At 30.8% G+C, this 22,683-nt stretch carries 14 protein-coding genes and 1 riboswitch; of the genes, 12 read left to right on the top strand and 2 right to left on the bottom strand.

Going from position 1 to position 22,683, the window contains the following annotated elements; genetic code table 11:
• The first annotated feature begins 215 nt into the window (after positions 1-215).
• Positions 216-1,121 carry an autotransporter-associated N-terminal domain-containing protein gene (locus tag AXF11_RS01310; protein WP_068154170.1) on the top strand — a complete coding sequence of 302 codons (906 nt, stop codon included), beginning with the start codon at positions 216-218 and terminating at the stop codon, positions 1,119-1,121.
• Positions 1,082-6,976, top strand: coding sequence for an autotransporter outer membrane beta-barrel domain-containing protein (locus tag AXF11_RS01305; protein WP_068154168.1), 5,895 nt, complete (start codon positions 1,082-1,084; stop codon positions 6,974-6,976). The genes AXF11_RS01310 and AXF11_RS01305 overlap by 40 nt, the downstream gene beginning before the upstream one ends.
• Before the next feature lie 315 nt (positions 6,977-7,291).
• Here AXF11_RS01305 and AXF11_RS01300 read toward each other — a convergent pair whose 3' ends face one another.
• Entirely contained in the window at positions 7,292-7,957 is a 666-nt protein-coding gene (locus tag AXF11_RS01300) for a C40 family peptidase (protein WP_068154166.1), read from the bottom strand.
• Positions 7,958-8,166: 209 nt separating this feature from the next.
• Positions 8,167-8,301, top strand: a riboswitch (FMN riboswitch).
• A gap of 171 nt (positions 8,302-8,472) precedes the next feature.
• Here AXF11_RS01300 and ribH point away from each other — a divergent pair.
• The 10 genes from ribH (at position 8,473) to AXF11_RS01250 (ending at position 20,701) form a co-directional block, all read left to right on the top strand.
• A complete protein-coding gene (ribH, locus tag AXF11_RS01295) occupies positions 8,473-8,937 on the top strand; it encodes a 6,7-dimethyl-8-ribityllumazine synthase (RefSeq protein WP_068154164.1) in 465 nt (154 codons plus the stop codon).
• A gap of 126 nt (positions 8,938-9,063) precedes the next feature.
• A complete protein-coding gene (gene ribD, locus AXF11_RS01290) occupies positions 9,064-10,218 on the top strand; it encodes a bifunctional diaminohydroxyphosphoribosylaminopyrimidine deaminase/5-amino-6-(5-phosphoribosylamino)uracil reductase RibD (protein ID WP_197416833.1) in 1,155 nt (384 codons plus the stop codon).
• A 53-nt stretch (positions 10,219-10,271) separates the two neighbouring features.
• Complete coding sequence (locus AXF11_RS01285; protein WP_068158114.1) at positions 10,272-10,946, top strand: riboflavin synthase; 675 nt, start codon at positions 10,272-10,274, stop codon at positions 10,944-10,946.
• Between the two features lie 119 nt (positions 10,947-11,065).
• Positions 11,066-12,277 carry a bifunctional 3,4-dihydroxy-2-butanone-4-phosphate synthase/GTP cyclohydrolase II gene (locus AXF11_RS01280; RefSeq protein ID WP_068154162.1) on the top strand — a complete coding sequence of 404 codons (1,212 nt, stop codon included), beginning with the start codon at positions 11,066-11,068 and terminating at the stop codon, positions 12,275-12,277.
• Positions 12,278-12,455: 178 nt separating this feature from the next.
• Positions 12,456-12,905 (top strand): hypothetical protein, encoded by a 450-nt coding sequence (locus tag AXF11_RS01275; protein WP_068154158.1) that lies wholly within the window; start codon positions 12,456-12,458, stop codon positions 12,903-12,905.
• A gap of 42 nt (positions 12,906-12,947) precedes the next feature.
• On the top strand, positions 12,948-14,162 hold the full coding sequence (locus AXF11_RS01270; protein WP_068154157.1) for a saccharopine dehydrogenase family protein: 1,215 nt from the start codon (positions 12,948-12,950) through the stop codon (positions 14,160-14,162).
• Positions 14,163-14,248: 86 nt separating this feature from the next.
• Positions 14,249-15,436, top strand: coding sequence for a carboxynorspermidine decarboxylase (nspC, locus tag AXF11_RS01265; RefSeq protein WP_068154147.1), 1,188 nt, complete (start codon positions 14,249-14,251; stop codon positions 15,434-15,436).
• 14 nt (positions 15,437-15,450) lie between these two features.
• Entirely contained in the window at positions 15,451-16,230 is a 780-nt protein-coding gene (locus tag AXF11_RS01260; RefSeq protein WP_082729357.1) for an esterase/lipase family protein, read from the top strand.
• Positions 16,231-16,377: 147 nt separating this feature from the next.
• Positions 16,378-18,798: a TerD family protein gene (locus tag AXF11_RS01255; RefSeq protein WP_068154145.1), complete on the top strand. Its 2,421-nt coding sequence runs from the start codon at positions 16,378-16,380 to the stop codon at positions 18,796-18,798.
• 313 nt (positions 18,799-19,111) lie between these two features.
• Complete coding sequence (locus AXF11_RS01250; protein WP_068154143.1) at positions 19,112-20,701, top strand: OPT/YSL family transporter; 1,590 nt, start codon at positions 19,112-19,114, stop codon at positions 20,699-20,701.
• 193 nt (positions 20,702-20,894) lie between these two features.
• Here the strand turns inward: AXF11_RS01250 and AXF11_RS01245 are convergent, their stop codons facing one another.
• Positions 20,895-22,670 carry a DUF4153 domain-containing protein gene (locus AXF11_RS01245; RefSeq protein ID WP_068154141.1) on the bottom strand — a complete coding sequence of 592 codons (1,776 nt, stop codon included), beginning with the start codon at positions 22,668-22,670 and terminating at the stop codon, positions 20,895-20,897.
• Between the last annotated feature and the right edge of the window lie 13 nt (positions 22,671-22,683).

Genomic DNA, 22,683 nt, shown 5'->3' with positions numbered 1-22,683 from the left:
AAAAATTTTATATTTTTTTTAAAATTTCTTAGAAAAAGTACTTGTTTTTTTTTCTTTTTTTGGTATAATTATAGTGTATAATAAAAAGTTTTTTTGGGGAAATAGAAAATTTCACTCATCACTCACTAAAAAAATTATTCTTGAAACTTTTTTATTTTCAAAAAAATTCTTTGAAATGTAAAACATATAAAAACAGTTTTGAAAGGAAAAAGATCATGGGAAGCAATAGTTTAAGACAGTTAAAAAAAGATTTAAAAGCTTTTGCCAAAAGAGTAAAAGACTTTAAATACACAGATTCAGCATTAATTATGTTTCTTTTGACAGGACTTGTAACGCTAGGAGTTTCAAACGTGACATTTTCTGACGAAGACGCGATAGCTACTCAAACTAGACAGATAAACAGTTCAATAAAAGACATGAGGTTGCAATTCAAAAAAGCAAGAAATGAAAATGATAAATTGCTTAGAGATACAAACTTAGAGCTAATTCAGTTGATGGAACAGGGAGATCACGTTGTAAAATCACCTTGGAGCAGCTGGCAATATGGTATGAATTATTTTAACAACAATTGGAATGGAACGTATAAGGGAAGAGGAGATAAGAAAGAAAAATATCCTTACGAAGGAAGATTTGAGAGAAGTACAAACTCATTTGAAAGATATACTTCACCACTAAGTAGCCATTACGGAGATTTATCTTTGGGATCAAACAGACGTTCAGCTTCATCAAATTTAAGAAGTGGAATTCCTTCATCATACGGAATAGCAAGCAATGACCCAGCACAAGAACCAATTGTGGAAATGAACGTGGAAGCGTCAATTAGACCAAAAACAGTAAATATAGAAATTCCAGATTTGGGAATAAGAGCGCCACAGTTAAATGCTTTAGCTGTAAATGGAGAACCTCCAAAAGCAGTAACTGTACCTAGACCTACACCGCCAAATATAACAGTAAGTTTACCTGAACCTAATGCAAAACCATTTGCTAATTACTGTTTTACAGGATGTGGTCAAATGGTAACGAGAAATAATACTACAACAGCTACTACACCCGCGGTTTATAAAGGTAGAGGTGAAAATTTGTGGGCTGGAGTAGATACAGCGGTAATCCTGGAAATATAGCTGGAGGAGAGACAGACACCAAGGGACAGGTTGTTCCGTCTTTTACTTCTAACAGACCAGGAATAATTACATATTTGAATGATTCAGGAGACGTACTAGGTCACGGTGGATATGAGTACGGAAAAGTTAATCTTTATATAAAAGGTGGGAGTTCAGTTACTGATAAAATAATAGGTACAGGGACTAAAAAGGTTGCAGGTCAAGTAGGATTACATACAGTTGCAAATGGAAAACTTTACGATATAACAGCTAATCTTTATGGACAAGCTGCATTTCATTCAATTGAAACTTGGCATGCAGGACATAATAAATATACTAATGTAAAGGTTAATATTAATGGAGATGATAATACAGTATTTCTTATTTACCCAGCAGCTTGGGAAAGCCTAGTTTTACATACAAAGACATATGGTGTACCTGGAACTTACAATAAGAGAGGGGAATTTTCAGGTGAAGTAAATGTTACAGTACCTGGAAATTCTAGTCGAAATATAATTTATAATGCATTAGGAGTTCAGGCCGCTTTTAAAATAGAAAGTGAAGGGGACTATACTCTTGAAGGTCAAGGAAATATGGTTTATTCAGGATACGGATATTCTCCAAATTATCAAAATTTAGTTGGAAAAACTTTTACCGGATATGAAGGAGGTACAAGAACAGCAGTAATTGCAGATACTTCAACTCCTAGTGGGACAGGGATGGTACCATATATAAATTTAACAAAATATGTTAAATCGTATGGTGACGATAATATAATACTGTATTTTGGGAATAAAACGAAAGATGCAGCAGATGATCCGTTTCAGGAAAGTAAAACAGGAGGAGCCAACTCAGTAGCTAAATGGCAAGAATCAATAGTAGGTATTTATCAAGGGGAAATAAGTGCAAAAGCTGCTATTGGAAGTCAACGTAATATATTAAATATAGGTAATCAGACTGGAGGAAATAAACCTGGTGGTGATGATAAATATGTGGAAACAAATGTAGGTATTTTTTCGCGTTCAGGACAGAGAAGTGGAATTTCTCCTTTTAGAGATTTAGGGGCACCTGTAGAAACAACAGGAGCTACTACTAGTATGTTTGATTATGATCCTATTCATGCACTTCAAGTAAATGATATTGACATTCAATTTGGTAAATATTCTAAGAGTGGAATAATGATTACTTCAGAATATGGAACTCAAATAGATGTGGCAAAGAGTACAAATGGACATAAAATTGTTGGTATAATGGGTGGTCCAATAAAAGATTATGGAAGTGAAGTAACAGTGGCACCTGGAAATATTTCAGCTGATGATAATACAAATCAGGCTGCAACAGCTACAATTATTGCATATGCAAATGGAAAATGGGATAATGGTAAACATCAAATGAGTCCAGCAACTGCTGGTAGTCTTAATGGTAAGCCAAGTACAATCAACATTGGTAAAAATGTTGAAATGACGGGAAGATATTTATTAACAGGTGGTACGTTAGGAACTTCATCTGAAACAGGAATAAATCCTATCGCCTATCTTGCAAAAGATGGTGGACTTGTCAATGCTGAAGGAACGACAGATGCCAAAGGATTTTATTCAATAATAGGTTTTGCTGATGGAACGGGGTCAACAGTAAATACGACAGGAGCTGTAACGGCTAAAGATGAATGGGTCGCTTCAGATGCAGCAACAAAACCTTATAAATTTAGAAATATAGCTGGGCTTGCCAGAGGTGGCGGAGTAGTAAACTTAAATGGAGGAATGACAATTGCAGGAACAGCAGGTTTTGCTGATGGAACAGGGTCAACAGTAAATATTACATCTTCAAATAATGTTATACAAACGGGAGAATCAAGTGCATTGATTGCATTAAACGGAGGAAAAGTTAATTTTGCAGGTGGAACTATTTATCAGGAAGATAATGCAACTTCAAGTAGTGTAGTTGCAAGTGGAACTTCTACAGTAGACCACTCTAAATCTACACCATTTTATGCGGATAATAATTCTTCTGTAATAGATTTTACAGGAGCTACTACAATAAATATGTCTGATGGTATTTTAATGACTGGTGAAGATACGGATTATACTGCAGCTACAGGAGGAACAGCTACTAAATATAACGGAATGAGTAATGTAACTGTAAATCTTACTGGAGATAATTCAGTATTACGTACTTATCAAGGTAGAGTTACAAACTGGACAGGTTCAACAGCAGGAATTAACGGAGTAAAAACTGATATGAAACTTGCTGCTTTAAATGATAAGGGGCATGACTATAAAATATATTACATAGATGGCATATTTAATCTTAATAATAATCAAAATTTAGATGATCCTGCAGATGAATTTAATACAAAAATAGGACTTTCAAATGAAAAATTTACAATAGCAAGTGGAGTTACTGTAAGTTCTGCAACTGGAAAAGGTTTGTCAATGGCTTCTCATGATGGTGTTACAACTAACACAACTACAGGATATACAAATAACGGAACAATTAATATAACAGGAGGTACGCCTTCAAATACAACAGCATTGTCTACAAGTTTTGGATATGTTGATAATAAAGGAACTATTAATGTAGATAACGGAATTGGAGCGTATGGAATAAATGGAAGTAGTCTTACAAATAACAGTGCTATAAATATTACTTCAAGCGGAGTAGGTATGGCAGGATTTGCTTCAGCTTCCACATTAAAAACTTATGGAACTGACAAACAGATAACAACTGGAACTTTGGGAAGTAATAAGGTTTTAGAATTAACTAATAATGGTACAATAACAGTTGCAGGAAATGGTTCAATTGGGTTGTATGGAAATACAAATGATGTTGCAGGAACAGGATTAGTTTCAACTTCAACTGGAGTTATTACAAATAATGGTAAAATTGTTATGACTGGAGACAGCGCTGTTGGAATAGTGTCCGAAGGAAAAGGAAATACAATTAATCTAGGAGGAACAGGAAGTTCAGACATTGCAGTAGGAACTAACGGAATTGGAGTTTATGCAAGTGGAACAAAAAGTGTTGTAAACTTTACTTCAGATACAGGAATAGAAGTAAAAGACAAAGGTGTAGGAATTTCTGTTACAAACGGTTCGATTGTAAATCCTAACGGAAAGACTTTTGAAATAAAATACACAGGTTCTGCAAATGGTTCTGGAGCTGGTATTTTCTATGACAATACAGCGACAAATACAACTAATATAAACATTGTAAATAATGGTAGCGACAGAGGTGTTGTTGGACTTTATACAACAGGTGGAACCCTAACAAATGCAGCGACAATAACAGATAAGAGCGGAAAAGCTTATGGAATCTATTCTGAAGGTGCAGATGTGGTAAATAACGGAACACTAAATATTGGAAACAAAGGTAAGGGAATACTAAGTACAGGTGGAAACGTTAGATTAACAAGCAGTTCTGTAATTAATCTAGGAGAAGATGAAGCGATTGGGGTATACACAAAAGGAACAGGAAACAACGTAACAGCGGATGCAGGTTCTACAATGGCAATTGGTAACGGTTCATATGGATTCATCAACGAAGGAACAGGAAACACAATAATAAGTAATATGACTTCACAGACAGTCGGAGATAACACAGTCTTTGTATTCTCAAGAGATACATCAGGAACAGTGATAAACAATACACCGTTAACTTCGACTGGTTCACTAAACTATGGACTTTATTCAGCAGGAAATGTAGTAAATAATGCAGATATTAACTACAGCTCAGGAATAGGAAACGTAGGAATTTACAGTATAAATGGCGGAAATGCAGTAAATAATCCAGGTGTCTCAATAACAGTAGGAGCTTCAAATTCTGATCCGACAGCTAACCAGTATGCAATAGGAATGGCGGCAGGATATATAGGAGATGCGACAACACCGGCTTATACAGGAAACATAGAAAACAAGGGAATAATTAATGTAGTAGGACCATACAGTATAGGAATGTACGGAGTGAACAAAGGAACAAAGGTAGTAAACAGTGGAACAATAAACTTAAATGCAAGCAACACAACAGGAATGTACCTTGACAATGGAGCAGAAGGAATAAATAACGGAATAATCAAGTCAAATGGAACAGGGTTAAAGAAAGTAGTTGGAGTTGTAGTTAAAGGTGGTTCGACAATAGAAAATAACGGAACAATTGATATTAATGCCGATGAAGCGGTAGGATTACTTTCGAAAGGAAATGCGGCAGGAAATAATCCAGGAATAATCAAGAACTACGGAACATTGACTATAAGAGGAGCAGGATCAGTAAATACTCAGCTTCCGCAGCCAGGACATGAAATATCAAAAGATATGGGTGGAATAAAAATTCACGCACCATCAGGTTCATCAACAGCGACAATAACAGTAAATGGAGTTCCAGTAGTGCCTGAACTAGCGACAACGACAGCAGAAGAATACAAGCCTATGGAAGTTTCAACAATAGGAATGTATATAGATACTTCAAACAAACGGTTTACAACACCAATAGTTGGACTAAGCAGCTTGAGCACATTAAAGAATGCCGACCTTATCATAGGTACTGAAGCAGCACGAAACACAACAAGTAAGTATATTCAAATAAGTCCACAAATACTAGCGCCATATAACCAGATGATTTTAAACAATCCACAGATAGGAAAATGGAACATTTATTCAGGTTCACTTACATGGATGTCAAGTGTAGCGCAGAATCAGACAGATGGAACAATACAGAACGCTTATCTGGCAAAAATACCGTATACAAAATGGGCAGGTACACAGGAAACACCGGTAAACAGTACAGATACATATAACTTCTTGGATGGATTGGAACAAAGATATGGAGTGGAAGCCTTAGGTACAAGAGAAAATCAATTATTCCAAAAATTAAATGGAATAGGAAATAACGAAGAAGTATTATTCTATCAGGCGACAGACGAAATGATGGGACACCAGTATGGAAACCTACAGCAAAGAATAAATGCGACAGGAAACTTGTTAGACAAGGAATTCAAATATTTGAAACATGACTGGAGAAATCCATCTAAACAGAACAACAAGATTAAAGTATTTGGTCAAAGGGACGAATACAATACTGACACAGCAGGAGTTATTGACTATACAAGCAATGCCTACGGAGTAGCTTACGTTCACGAAGACGAAACAGTTAAGATGGGTAACTCTCAGGGATGGTATGCAGGAGCAGTAACAAACAGATTTAAATTTAAAGATATAGGACATTCAAGAGAAAACCAGACACAGCTTAAAGCAGGAATCTTTAAGACAATGTCTCCGGCAACAGACCATAACGGATCACTACAATGGACAATTGGAGGAGATGTGTTCTTTGGAATTAACAATATGAAACGTAGATATCTAGTTGTAGACGATATATTCCAGGCGAAATCAGACTATAATTCATACGGAGCAGCGCTTAAGACAGATTTGGGATATGATATAAGATTGAGTGAAAGAACACACTTGCGACCATATGGAGCGTTGAAGATGGAATATGGAAGATTTAACAAGATAAAGGAAGATTCTGGAGAAATGAGACTGGAAGTAAAAGGAAACGACTACTTCTCAGTAAAACCGGAAGCAGGACTAGAGTTTAGATATATCCAACCAATGGCAGTGAGAACAAACCTAACAGTAGGACTTACAGCGGCATATGAAAATGAACTAGGAAAGATGGCAAGTAAGAACAACGAAGGAAGAGTAAGATATACAGATGCAGACTGGTTTGGAATAAGAGGGGACAAGGAAGATAGAAAAGGAAACGGTAAGTTTGACTTAAATATCGGAGTGGACAACACAAGATTTGGAGTAACAGTAAATGCAGGATACGACACTAAAGGTAAGAATGTAAGAAGTGGTGTAGGATTTAGATTGATTTACTAATTCAAATAAGTTTACAGAAGTGTAAAATAATAAAAAGGGGTCTATCTCATGAAATAGATTGTCTCAAAAAATTAGATATTTAAAAATAAGAAAAAAGTTAAATATCTAAAAGATAAAATCACAGTTATTAATTTAACTGTGATTTTTTTATGATTTAAAGTTATCATATTGAAAATTATGTAAATTCAATAAAAAGTTGCGATATTACTGAATTTATATGTATACTTTAAAAAAATTCTAGATGTTTTCATTGTATAAAAAATAAAAAATCTCTAAACACCAATTGTATTTAGAGATTGATTATATAAATTTATTTTATGCTTTTTTTACTCTGACTCCATATCTATAAGTTTTATGCCAATATGGACTTTTTAGCGAGGAAAGAACAACTCCTTTTGAAGAAGAAGCATTTATAAATAATGTATTTCCTACGTAGACAGTAGTGTGGTTAGTTCTTCCACCATTAGTTTTGAAAAATAAAATATCTCCTGGTTGTAAATTTTTAGTCGCAACTCTTTTTCCTAATTTTACTTGTTGTGCTGAAACTCTAGGAAGTTCTTTTTTGTAAACTTCACGGTAGACACGACGAGTTAGTGCAGAACAGTCAATACCTCTTCTAGAATCACCACCAAGTGCATATTTTGTCCCTTTCCAGTGGCTGTAAGATGTCAAAAGCTTTTTTTGTGTAAAAACTTTTTTCTTTTGAGCAGTTGTTCCTGAGTGAAGAACTTTTTCGTGATATTTTTTTAATTCACTCATTTTTTCTGTAACAAGTTCTGATTTATTATTTCTTGAAATAGAATAAATTCCTGAACCAGAAGAAACAGATTTTTTTCTTGACACAGTTCTTGATTTTTTATTTGTTACTGCTGAAGTTTTCTTTTTTATAGTTTTTTTAGTTTTTGAAACTTTTGCCTGTAAAGTTCCAGGAAGCATAGCAACCATCATAAGAGTTGTAGTTAATAGTCCCTTTTTTTTCATAAATTTTAAAATCCTTTCTGTAATAACATAATTATTTATATTTTTAATGTCCAATTAATAATCATATTTTTTAAATGACATTAGCAGTATTATAACATTAATTTAAAAAAAATGAAACTTTAAATTTATTAAATTTTTTTAATTTAAAAAAATTTTAAAAATGAAATCATTTGACAAAATAAGAAAAAGAGTATATAATAATTTCACAAGTAAAACTTCAGGGCAAGGTGAAATTCCTGACCGGTGGTAAAGTCCACGAGCAAAGCTTAATATAAAGTTATTTAGCTGCATGAAACGGTGTAATTCCGTTACCGACAGTATAGTCTGGATGAAAGAAGTGGTATAATTATGTGAATTTAAAAAAAGAAAACTTTGACTATTAACGTAAGTAAAAAATTCATAAAGTTATAAAAAATTTCTTATAATAATTTAAAGCTCTGGGTTAAAAATCCAGTTTTTTTATTTTAAAAATAAAATTATGAAAATTATAAACTAAATAAATAGGAGGAACAAAAATGAGAACACTAGAGGGAAAATATAATGGAAAAGGTTTAAAAATAGGAATAGTTGCAGGAAGATTTAACGAATTTATTACATCTAAATTGGTTGCAGGAGCAGTAGACGCGTTGAAAAGAAATGATGTAAATGACGACGATATTGATGTTGCTTGGGTTCCAGGAGCATTTGAAATACCTTTAATTACTAAAAAGATGGCTGAGTCAAAAAAATATGACGCAATTTTGGCGCTAGGAGCTGTTATAAAGGGGGCAACACCTCATTTTGACTATGTTTGTGCGGAAGTTTCCAAAGGAGTTGCTCAAATTTCACTACACACAGGATTACCTGTTATGTTTGGTGTGCTTACTACAAATAATATTGAAGAAGCTATTGAAAGAGCGGGGACAAAAGCAGGGAATAAAGGATCTGATGTGGCGTTTGGAGCACTGGAAATGATTGATTTGATAAAAAATATTGGATAGTTTTGTAATGAATATTTAAATATTTAATATTTCTAATTTTCTAAAATTAAATTTTAAGAACTTTAAAAAGTTAGAAAATTAATAAAATTAGAAAAATTAATAAAAAAAGGAAAATAAAAAAATAAAATGGAAGAAAATATTGACAAAAAATATATGAGAATGGCAATAGAACTGGCTAGAAAAGGAGAAGGAACAGTGAATCCTAATCCCTTGGTCGGAGCTGTTGTTGTAAAAGATGGAAAAGTGGTAGGAAAAGGGTATCATAGATTTTTTGGCGGACCTCACGCTGAAGTTTATGCATTGGAAGAAGCAGGGAAAGAGGCTTGTGGAGCTACAATTTATGTTACATTGGAACCTTGCTCACATTATGGGAAAACGCCACCTTGTGCAAAAAAAATAATTGATATGGGAGTAAAAAAATGTTTTGTAGGTTCAAGTGATCCAAATCCACAAGTTGCTGGAAAAGGTGTGGCGATGCTAAAAAAAGCTGGGATTGAAGTCGTAGAAAACGTATTAAAAGATGAGTGCGATAAATTAAATCAAGTTTTTTTTAAATATATAAAAACAAAAATTCCATATTTATTTTTAAAATGTGCGATAACTCTCGATGGAAAAATTGCTACAAAGACAGGAAATTCCAAATGGATTACAAACGAACTTGCTCGTGAAAAAGTTCAATTTTACCGAAATAAATTTATGGGAATAATGGTCGGAATAAATACAGTTATACTTGATAATCCAAGTCTTACATCAAGAATTTCAAATGGAGTAAATCCTTTTAGAATAGTTGTCGATCCACATTTAAAGATTGATGAGAATTGTAGAGTTGTAAAAAATAATGAAGATGAAAAAACTGTGATTATCACTTCGCAAAAAAATCAGTTTGTTGAAAATTCTGAAAATATTAATGACAAAGATTTTGAAATTAAGATGAAACAGAAAAGACTAAGTCAAAATAATAAAGTGAAATTTATATTTCTTGACAAAGAAAAATTTAGTTTTAAGAAAATGCTTGAAGAGATTGGAAAAATGGGAATTGACAGCGTTTTATTGGAAGGCGGAGAAAGTCTTATTTCACTTGCGTTTAAAGAAGAAGTGATAGATGCGGGAGAAATTTTTGTTGCCAATAAAATTTTGGGAGATAAAAATGCAAAGCCTTTTATTTCAGGATTTTCAAAAGATAAAATGGAAGAGGCTATTTTATTAAATAATGTGAAAAATAATATTTATGGCGAAAATGTTGGAATGGAATTTTATTTGAAAAAATATTCAGAAAAGTAAAAATTAAAATGCGTAGAAAATAAAGTTCTCTAATTTAAAGGGAGGTGATTCATATATTTACAGGTTTAGTCGAAGAAATGGGAGAAGTGATAAATATTTCCAAAAAAGAAACAGGACTTGGGATAACCGTTAAAGGCAATGAAGTTACTAAAAAAGCAAAAATAGGGGACAGTATTGCGGTCAACGGAGTGTGTCTTACTGTTACAAAGATGAACGGTAAGGCTTTTACAGCAGATGTGATGTATGAAACAATTAATAGAAGTGGACTTAAACGAATAAAAATTGGAGATAAAGTTAATCTTGAAAAATCACTGACTCTTACAACATTTTTAGGTGGTCATTTGGTTATGGGGGATGTTGACAGCGAAGCCAAAATTTTGTCGATTACTTCTAAAGGAATAGCAAAATTATATAAATTTCAGCTGGAAGAAAAGCACAAAAATAATATAAAATATGTGGTTCAAAAAGGTAGAATTACGATAGATGGAGCAAGTCTTACCGTAATTGATGTAGATGATGATTTAGGAACTTTTTCGGTGTCGTTAATTCCGCATACGCTTGAAAATATTACGCTTGGGAGAAAAAAGACGGGAGATTTTGTCAATATTGAAACCGATTTATTTGGAAAATATGTTGAGAAAATTTTGAAATTTGAAGAAATAGAAAGTGGTAAAAAAGAAGAAAAATCAAAAATTACAATGGAGTTTTTACAAAAAAATGGATTTTAAAAATTGAGTAAAATTGATTAAAATTAAGTGAAATCAAGGAATTTTTTATTCCTTGTCAAAATGTAACAATTTATATTTTATAATTAAAATAAATTATAAGTTTTGAATGGAGAGATAAAATGAAAAAAAATTTTAATAGTGTTGAAGAAGCTTTAGAAGATTTGAAGATTGGAAAACCAATTGTGGTTGTGGATGACGAAGATAGGGAAAACGAAGGGGATTTGATACTTCCTGCGCAAGTTGCAACCTATGAATGGATGAGATTTATTATAAATGAAGCAAGAGGACTTATGTGTGTGCCAGTTTCCCACGAAGTAGCTGAAAGACTTATGTTGGATCCTATGACTCATCACAATACTGACCATCACGGGACAGCTTTTACAATTTCAGTAGATGCGGCAGAAGGTACGACAACAGGAATATCAGTAGCCGATAGATTAAAAACTGCTTTGGATTTGGCAAATCCTAATAAAAAACCAGAAGATTTTTTAAGACCTGGACATATGTTTCCTTTGATTGCTAAGAAAAATGGAGTTCTAGAAAGACGGGGACATACTGAAGCTGCTGTTGATTTAGCCAAACTTGCTGGATTTGAGCCAGTTGCAGTCATAATGGAAATGCTAAACAGCGATGGAACTATGGCAAGACGAGATAATTTATTTGCATTTTGTGAAAAACACGACATAAAAATTATTACAGTTGATGAATTAATTTTATACAGAAAAAATAACGAAAAGTTGGTAAAAAGTGAAGCAAGTGTCAAAATACCAACAAAATATGGGACATTTGACTTTATAGGCTATAGCGATAAAATAGAAAACAAGGAATACATCGCTGTAATTAAAGGTGATGTGAAAGGCAAAGAAAACGTAAGTGTCAGACTTCACTCTGAATGCTTGACTGGAGATGTTTTTGGCTCAAAAAGATGTGATTGCCAAGCTCAGCTTCACAGAGCCTTAAACGAAATAGAAAAAAAAGGGCAAGGTTTAGTTATCTATTTAAGACAGGAAGGTCGGGGAATAGGAATTTTAAATAAATTAAAAGCATACAAACTTCAAGATGAAGGATTTGATACAGTGGAAGCCAATCACAAGCTTGGATTTGAGGGAGATTTGCGAGATTATGCGGTGGCAGCTCAAATAATAAAAGACTTGGGAATAAAGTCAATTTCACTTATGACAAACAATCCAGCTAAAATTAAGGGCCTTGAAGAGTATAAAATAAAAGTCGTAAATCGAGAAGAAATTGAAATTCCTGCAAATGAAGTTGACGGAAAATATCTAAAAACTAAAAAAGAAAAAATGGGGCATATTTTAAAGCAAGAATTATAAAAATTATAAAATATTAATGAAATTACAGCATCAAATGCTGTAATTTTTTTATAAAAATAATTAAAATTTTAAAACATTTGTGGTATAATTTAGTTGAGAAAAATAAAATAAAAGTTCAACTCAATTTTTTATATTTTTTAATTATATAAAGAAATTTGAGGAGAAAAAGGAGAAAAAAATGAAAAAAAAATTATTAATTGTAGCATTAGTTTTAAGTTCGTTCTCATTTACATCAGAAACTTGTGTTGGTTTAAAAAGGATACCAGAGTTTGAAAATAAAATAGAAAAGTCTTCATTTGATAAATTAGAAGTTCATGCAGTGGGAATAAAAATGTATGACAGTGATAGGGTTCAAATTGATTATAGTACATACAAAATGACAGGTACAGCCAAAAAAAATAACAACAGTATACCGAGTCCTTTGGGAAATACTATAAAAAAAATTGTTATTAGTAGATCATTAGCTGAAAAAATGATTCCAGAAAGTAAAAAACTATTAAGTTATGAAAATAAAACATCAAAAAATAAAAGAAGATTTGATATCAGTCCAAGAAAAATAAGTTTTAATGTTGGAGAAAATGGAGTAAAAAATATTTATATTCAAAATGGGATAATTATTGTTGATTAATAAAAAAATTCAGTAGCACTAAATAAAAGCAGGAGGAAAGAAATGGGTAAAAAAGCGTTAATAATAGGAGCAGGTGGAGTATCAAATGTAGTGTGTCATAAATGTGCACAAAATTCAGAAGTTTTTAGTTCAATCATGATTGCCAGTAGAACAAAATCTAAATGCGATGCGATTAAAGAAACAATCGGAAAGAGTAAATATGCGGGAAGAATTGATATTCAGACGGCTAAAGTTGATGCTGATAATGTGCCGGAATTAGTTGCGCTTATAAAAGAATATAAACCTGACATCGTGATAAATGTGGCACTACCTTATCAGGATTTGACAATAATGGACGCCTGTCTTGAAACTAAGACAGATTATCTGGATACAGCAAACTATGAACCGTTGGATACAGCAAAATTTGAGTATAAATGGCAATGGGACTATCGTAAAAAATTTGAAGATGCTGGAATTACAGCTATTTTAGGATGTGGATTTGATCCAGGGGTGACAGGAGTATTTTCAGCTTATGCACAAAAACATTACTTTGATGAAATTAATTACATTGATATTCTTGACGCAAACGCTGGAGATCATGGATATCCTTTTGCGACTAACTTTAATCCTGAAATAAACATAAGAGAAGTGACTGCTAATGGAAGTTACTGGGAAGATGGAAAATGGGTGGAAACAAAGCCAATGGAAATTAAAAGAGTGTATAATTTTCCACAAATTGGAAAAAAAGATATGTATTTGCTTCATCATGAGGAATTGGAGTCTCTTGCGCTAAATATAAAAGGTATTAAGAGAATTAGATTTTTTATGACTTTTGGGCAAAGTTACTTGACTCACTTAAAAGTATTGGAAAATGTTGGTATGACTTCAATTGAGCCAATTGATTTTGAAGGTCAAAAAATTGTGCCACTACAGTTTTTAAAAGCCGTGCTTCCAGATCCTGCCTCGCTTGGACCTAGAACTAAGGGAAAGACAAACATAGGAAATATTTTTAGAGGGAAAAAAGATGGAAAAGATAAAACTTATTATCTTTATAATGTCTGCACACACGAAGAATGCTACAAAGAAGTTAGTTCACAAGCAATTTCGTATACGACTGGAGTTCCAGCAATGATTGGAGCATCAATGGTGCTGACTGGAGAATGGAAAAAACCAGGGGTTTACAATGTGGAAGAACTGGATCCTGATAAATTTATGGACGCACTAAATAAATTTGGGCTTCCTTGGGTGGAAGATTTTAATCCTGTGTTAGTGGATTAGTCCTTATTTAAATATTTTATTTTAGTTATTTTGGTAAATATTTTGGTAAAATTGAATCAAAATCGTATTCAAAATTAGGAGGAAAATTGGCAAAAAATAAATATATAGACATAGATATTACAAATCTTCCAACACCATCATTTTTAGTAGATGAAAGGCTTTTGAAAAAAAATTTGGAAGTGCTGAAAAACGTTAAAGATAGAACTGGATGTAAAATTTTGTTGGCGCAAAAAGGCTTTTCGATGTTCTATTTTTATCCGTTAATAGCGCAGTATTTGGACGGAACTACTGCAAGTTCTTTATTTGAAGCAAGGCTTGGCTACGAAGAAATGGAAAAAAAAGTTCCTAATAAAAATATTGAAACCCACATTTTTAATCCAGCTTACAGAGATGATGAATTTGATGAAATATTAGATTTAACCAATCACATCGTGTTTAATTCGTTTAATCAGTGGGATAAATTTAAAGACAGAGTCTTTAATAAAATAAAAGACAGTGGAAAAAAAATAAGCTGTGGACTTAGGATTAATCCTGAATTTTCAGAAGTTGAGACAGAAATTTACAATCCTGCGGGAAGATATTCAAGATTTGGAGTAACTATTAAAAATTTTGACGAAAAAAGGCTTTCTGGACTTTCTGGACTTCATTTTCATGCACTTTGCGAGCAGAATTCGGACGCTTTGGAAAATGTGTTAAAAGTATTTGAAGAAAAGTTTGGAGCATATCTTTATGATATGAAATGGGTAAATTTTGGCGGTGGACATCATATCACTCGAAAAGATTACGACATAGAAAAACTTGTGGAATGTATAAATCACATCAAAAATAAATATGATGTGGAAGTCTATCTTGAGCCAGGAGAAGCTGTCGCGTTAAACACAGGATTTTTAGTATCAGAGGTGTTGGATATTACAAAAAATGAAATTGACATACTTTTACTTGATACATCGGCTTCGTGTCATATGCCAGATGTTTTAGAGATGCCATATAGACCATATATTTTTGGCTCAGGACTGCCGAATGAGAAAAAATATACTTATAGACTTGGTGGACCAACTTGTCTTGCGGGAGATATTATCGGAGATTATTCTTTTGATGAACCAGTAAAAGTTGGAGATAAACTGATTTTTACCGATATGGCGCATTACAGCATGGTTAAAACAAATACTTTCAATGGAATAAATCTTCCGTCAATTGCAGTTTATACGGAAAAAGATGGATTAAAAGTTATTCGTACATTTAAGTATGAGGATTTTCGTAACAGACTTTCTTAGTGAAAAGGAAAAATATGAAAAAGTTGATATTAAAAATATTTTTTTTATTGTCAATAGCAGCAAATGTAGACGCTGGGATATTGACACACAAATTTGAAACAAAAGAATTTGGAAATATTGAAAAAACGGATAAAGATATTGTCATTTTGATGCATGGTATTTACAGTAAATTGGACAATTTAGAGTATATTGAGAAAAAATTGGAGGAAAATGGATATTCAGGAGTTAATATTCAGTATCCAACTACTAAAGATGAAATTCAAGATATAGCAAAAAAATATATTGAGCCAGAAATTGAGAAAAAAATTAAAATTTTAAATGAAATAAATAAAAAAAGAGTATCGGAAAACAAAAAAAAATTAAAGATAAACTTTATAGTTCATTCAATGGGTTCAGTCGTTTTGAGATACCAGTTACAAGAAAATACTTTTGAAGAATTGGGAAAAGTAGTGTTTCTCTCGCCACCATCTCACGGAAGTTCAATGGCAGGAAATTTTTTTACAGAACTACTAAGTCCATATTTGGGGAAAGCGATAAAACAGATAAATGTTCAAAAAGATAGTTTTGTAAATCAGCTGAAAGAGCCAGATTACAACTGTTATGTCATGGTTGGAAATAGAGCAAATAATCCGTTATATTCGGTAATAACAGATGGAGAAAGTGACGGAGCGGTTCCAGTTAAAAGTGCAAAATTGGAAAACTGTAAATTTAAAATAATTGATGGGGAAAGTCATTCAAGTATTTTAAAATCTGATGAAGTTGTACAAGAAATTTTGAAATATTTTGGCAATTAAAGGTTTGGTAACTTTATTTTTATAAAATTAAAAAATTTATAAAAGTTAAAAAAATAAAAGTTTAAAAAGCTAATAAATTTAGCGCTGGACTTATATTAATCTTTTTAGTATAATTAAGTATAAACTATTTTAAAAGGTGGAATAAGAATGATAAAATCAATAAACAGTATTACTTTACGACATTTAAACGGGGTTTATGTCCAAGAGCAAAAACTAAATATTAAAAAGGTAAAAAGCACTTTAAGTATTGCTGAAATGGCTACAATCATCAAAAAATTCCAAGGATATGGATATACATTTGAAAAGGAACTGGCAGAAAAGCTTTTTAAAGTTAACAGGGAATACGCAATAGATTTGTGCAGTGAAATGCTCGAAAATATTGAAGATTTTAAATCGGATAAAGGATATAAAGTTTTTTATAAAAATTTTCCAAAAGATGTGATGAACATGGAAGAAGCGGATATTTACATAAATCAGATTCTCCATTACTGGTTTGGATATGTTCCAAAAAATGAAAATTTGGAAGATGAAAAAAATAAACCTGAATATGAAAATTGTGAACCTTCTGAGCTTGTTACACTTTCTCATTTAAAATTGGTAGTTGATTCTGATATTGAAAAGCTAATGTACAATTTATTATCGAGTAATGTTACATTATCCAGTCAGTATTTGGAAGATGTCTGCTTTTTGTCGAATGGATTTTCTGGCGATGAATTGGAGGAATATTCCAAAAACATTGTGATGAAAGAAACTCTTACAACGCTTTCAAGCTATGTCTGGGAAAAAAGAAAAATTTTAATTGGAAATTTTGATACCGCAATAGATATTTTACGGTTTATTGCAAAATTGTCAAATAGTAAACTGGATAAAAAATATATTCATTTTGCATACTTTGGCAGAACGGAGTTAAATCAGATTGTAAAAAAATTAGATAAAATAAAAAATAGTTTTCCAGATATTAAAAGATATAAAAAACCGTGGCATAAATTTTTTAAATTGAATGTAAAAAAAATTAATTTGAAAAAATATCCAAATGTTCAAAAAATTGTAAATATGCTGTTTTCAAAGTTTGAATTTGAAACACCGAAAGGATATTTTGACAGAGTTAAAAAAAATATTCCAAATATGTCAAATGTAGATTTGGAAAAATTTATTAGACTTTATTTAAAATTTTCTGGTGATTACACAAGACAAGTTTTGTCGCTTTTAAATATTTCAAATGAAAAACAGTATCACATTTTGATAAATGGTTTAAAAAAATGTATAAAAGATGTGAATACAAGGGTTTTACTCCAGCTTTATGACAGACTTTTAAATTTACAAGAGAAAAACAGACTTGAAGAAATTCAAAAATTAGAAATAAAAAAAATCAATAATTTAGAAAAAGTTAAAAAAGGTAAAATTACAGAAGAACTTTCTTTAAAAAAAGCTTTACCTGAAAAACACTCGAAAATTAGAAATGTTTTTAGAAACCTTGTTTTTAAAGAAGAACAGAAAAATGAATCTGATTTAGAAAGTCCTAAAAATAATGGAGTATCAAAGAGTAAGATTGAAAATTTGGAAGATTTTGAAAAACAGAAAATTAAAAATCTTCAAATGGAAATTCCAAGAGTTGTAAATAGCAAAGGAATTTGGAGAAAAATAGATGAAACGATATTTTTGAGTGATGAGCTAATCAAAGATTTGATGGAAGTTGTCAAAGATGGAATTATTCAAAAATTAAAAGAAAAAGAAGCACTCAAAAAGATATTTGTTGATAAAAGTTATAAAAATATTATGGTTACAACGAGTGAAAAAGATAGCAATATTTCACTTCGTCCGATGACTAGAGGTTCTAGAATTAAATTTAATAGTGATGCCGAGGTTTTAAGATTTTTTGTGGGTTGGAAAAATTTTGAAAAAGATGGTTTAAAAATACGAACAGATGTTGATTTATCAGCAATTTGTTTCGATTCTGAGTTCAAATTTTTAAAATCAATTGCATATTATAACCAAGTTGAAGAAGGCTTTGCTTTTAGTGGAGATATTGTAGATGCACCTTCTGGAGCGCTAGAATTTATTGATATTTATGATTTAAAAAAAGTTAAGGAAAAAGATATAAATTACATTTTAATGACGGTTAGAAGCTATAATGGATTTAATTTTAAAGAAATTAACAGTGTGTATGCGGGAGTGATGGAACTTACAAAAGAAGAATCGCAGGACAAAAAAAATATGTATAGTAGCGCGATTACACAAGGATTTCAAATTTTGTCAAAAAATTATACAACAAGCACAATTTTGGTGGATTTAAAAAAATCTGAGTACATTTGGATTGATACAAATTTACCTGTCGTTGAAAACTATAGAAATCAAAATAGATTGCAAAACAATGAAAAAGCGTATCTTGAAGATATTTTAAAGTATTTTGTAAACAAAAAATATATTACGATGTACGATTTGATTGAAATGAATGTAAAAGCGAGAGGGACAAAAGTATTTGATAAAGAAGTGGCAGATGTGGTATTTGATAAAATTGATGCGGATAATCCACTTCCTCTCACACAAATTTTGACAGATTTTTATTAAAAAAAACTTGATAAGTAACAATTTTTATGTTAAAATAAATTAAAGATTATTGTTAAAAAGTTATTCCTACTTCTCAGCATTTATTGCACGAAAGTGCAAATTGAAAGGATTTCCTGAAAAATGGAATTTCCTTTCCGTCATTTTATGAATAATTCATACAATAATCTTCACTTAAAATAATTAAAAATATAACAAATAAAAAATTGCTGTAAAAAATTATTCCTGTTTCTAAAATTTTATTTTTAACGATTGCGGATAATTCACACAGCAATTTTATTTATAAAATCTTTTTACATAAGAAGGAGAAAGCTTAATGGCCGAAGGAAAAAAATTAAATATTACAATCGCTTCCGTAATTTTGGGAGTTCTTGGAGCAGTTTTAGTTTCGTCTGGTGCTTTTTATACAGTATTAAAATTTGGAATTTTGACTTGGTCTTCAATTACTGTCACGACAATTTCTATTTTGTTTTTAAATTTTTTAAAGAAAACTGATAATAAAGAGATAGCAATTACTCAGATGATTATGGGAAGCGGTACAACAATTGCAGCAGGAGTGGCTTTTACTATGCCGGCGTATATTTTTCTAGGAGGCAATGTCTCAAATATAAATAGAAATACAATGTTTTTTACAATTTTAGTTGGAAGCATTTTAGGTGGATTTGTGTCGTTTATTTTTAGAGCAAAAATGTTAGAAGAAGACAAACTTGAATTTCCTGTTGGGCAAGCTACTTTTAATGTGATAGATTCTGGAAGTAAAATTGAAAATGCAAGAGTAGTTGGACTAGGACTGGGAGTAAGCTCAATTATAACAGTTTTACGAGATGCTAATTTTTATAAGAGTAAACCGTTACTTCCAACAATTTTTTCTATAAATGATAATTTTTTTAGTTTTTATGTTTCGCCACTGTTGATTGGTGTAGGATATACTTTGGGCCTTGCAAGAACTTTTCTCTGGTTTTTAGGTGGAATATTAGTTTTTTTTATTTCAGAAATTTTTTCAAAAATTTTTAAAATAAATAATTTTATGGCTGTAAAAGATAGTTTAGCTATGGGTGTCATAGTTGGAATAGGATTTTGCATAGTTTTAAAGACATTTGCATTTGGAAATGTAAAAAAGAATTCAGGAATTTTAATAAAATTGTTACTTTTGATGATTTTTTATCTTTTTTTTGTAAACATAATTTTTAAAACACCACTATTTTTATCAGTTCTTTTGATGGTTCTGGTGGTTTTCGCCGTAGTAATCTCTGGATATTCAACTGGAAAAACCAGTATAAATCCAATAGAAATCAATGCTATAATTACAATTTCAATAATATCGTTTTTAAATAAACTATTTAATGGATTAAATATTTCTGGAGTGAGGTACGTTACTGGTGTGACGCCTCTATTGATGTTTTTAATGGCTTGTGTCGTTACTGTTGCATGTTCTTTTGCAGGAGATATGTTAAATAATTTTAAAATGTGCAGCGGTGTCGGAATTAATCCCAGGGAACAGTTTTTGGCACAGATGGTTGGAGCAGTTGCCAGTTCATTTATAATAACATTTTTATTTTTTCTATTTTTTTCTTCATCAAAAACCTTAACGTATGTGGACTATAATTTAAAAATTTCACTGATATTAAATTCAATAAATGGAATTCCTCATCTAGATATATTTTTTGCTGGATTTTTAATAGGAGCAATTTTAAAGTTTTTCAATTTTAATGTTATAATTTTTGGAGTAGGGATGTATGTTCCATTTAATTTTACATTGACGGTGTTTTTTGGTGGATTACTAAGTTTTTGTGCAAATAGAATTTCAAAAAGTTTTTATGGGAAAATGTTGCTGTTTACAAATGGCCTGATGGGTGGTGAAGCGTTAGTTGGCACATTTTTAAGCTTGATTATGCTTACAAGTTAAAAATAGATATTTAATTGGCGTAAAAATATGTGTAACACGTGAAAAGAGAGATTTAAAACGCTGAATAATAAGTTAGGAATATTAAAAATAATAAGGGAGTGTTTCGTAAATAAGGAAACATTCCCTTTTAAAATTGGTTTTTAATTGATGTTTTTAATTGATAATGTAAAAATATCTGTGATCTCAAAAAACCTTATTTTTCGCTAAAATAAATATTTAGATTCAAACCATCGATTTTATCTTCTTCACTAAAATGAATGTCGCTAAATACAATTTTATATTTAGAATTTTTTGTTTCAGATAAATAAGTTAAATCATTCTCAGGAAGTTCGACGTAACTTTGATTTTGTTTTTTAGATTTTTCTTTTATTTTTAAATAGATTTCATTTGCAATTTTGTTCAAATTAATGTTCAATATTTCAGTATTTTTTTGAATATTTTTAATCGTTAAATTTTCATTTTTTAATATAATTTTATAGCCGTTATTATTAATTTCTTTTGTTTCATTTGTATCCAATAGATACGAAACGTTAAAGTCATATATTAAGTAATCATATCCCTTTGATTCGGTCATCTTAATACCATCGTTTATTTTTAAACTAATTTCAGAAATAACGCCTTTTTCTTGATTGTCAATACTTTCATAGCTTCTCCAGAAGTCATTAGCACCGATTACTTTCATAAAATCTTCTGGCTTTTCGTATGTCTTTCCTAAAATTTTTATTTTTTTCCATTTTAATTCTGAAGTATCGTTGTAAAAATAATCTATTACTGACATAATCTCATTTTTATTTTTTATGGAAACTTTATCATTGTTATTTGTAATTTTTCCATTTTGAATAATTCCGTTTTTTATAAGGAGTTTTTCAAGCCGTTTATTTTGACTGTTTATCGAAACAGTTACCAAGTTAAATGGACTAAATACTGCAATTAAAATTGCAAAAATATATGAAATAAGTACCCATTTTACATCATTTTTCACAATGTACAAAATCATATTAAATAACAGCCAAATTACAAGGATCATCACTAAATACCGATTTTCTGTTATTCCATATTGAAAAATTCTTTTATTTATTGAAAAAAGTGCCAGTAAAATAAGCGGTACTGAAATCATTGGAAAAAATTTTTTATAAAATTTTGCAAATTTATTTTTATAAGTTATTGGAGTTACCATAATTATTATAAACAGACTAAAAGCTGTGTACCATAAAACTAAATGCGATACAACTCCTTTTGGCATCTTTAGTGTAAATATAATTTTTGCAAAGTATAAATATAAAATTGTTGTATAAATTAAGATTAATGGTATTAAAATATAGCAGATTAAAACTTCCACAATTTTTGGCAATTCATAATTTGCAAGGCTTTCATCTTTTTCTTTTAATCTTGATACAAAAAATATTACTCCGAAAACTGATGCTGAAAATACGAAAGCATGAGTATATAGTGTATGTGGAAGATTTATAAGAAGAACATCGACTGTGCCTATTATGGCAGAAAATCCTAAAAATAAAACTAAAGCAAAACCTATTGTAATTATTTGATTTCCAACAACTGACTGCAAATATTTTTCTCTATTTTCATTTCTATAAATAATCGGAATCAAATAAAAAAGTACATAAAATATCAGTACTGTTGCAGTAACGTTAATTACTTCTCCTGCAAAATAATTTTTAAAAAACATTTTTGAAACAAAAATAAATAAAATTGTTCCAAAAAAATTGATAATTCTAAAGAATTTACGATTTTTATTTTCAAAATATTTTTCTCTTACAAGCTCAAGTGTCGCAGAAAGGGGTATTGCTATAATTAAATATTCTATCCAAGCTAGCTCGTAATAACTACCTTCAATTGAAAATATTGCTATAATAAAAAGTATTATACCAAATATTACAGTTACAGGAAATCTTTCAATTCCTTTTTTTATATCAGGAAATAAGTTTTTAAATTTTTCTTTAAGTTTCATAAAATCATCTCCT

This window comes from Leptotrichia sp. oral taxon 847 (assembly GCF_001553645.1).
Taxonomy (GTDB): domain Bacteria; phylum Fusobacteriota; class Fusobacteriia; order Fusobacteriales; family Leptotrichiaceae; genus Leptotrichia.
The sequence above is the reverse complement of the archived record's forward strand: the minus strand, read 5'-3'. Positions and strand labels throughout refer to the sequence as shown.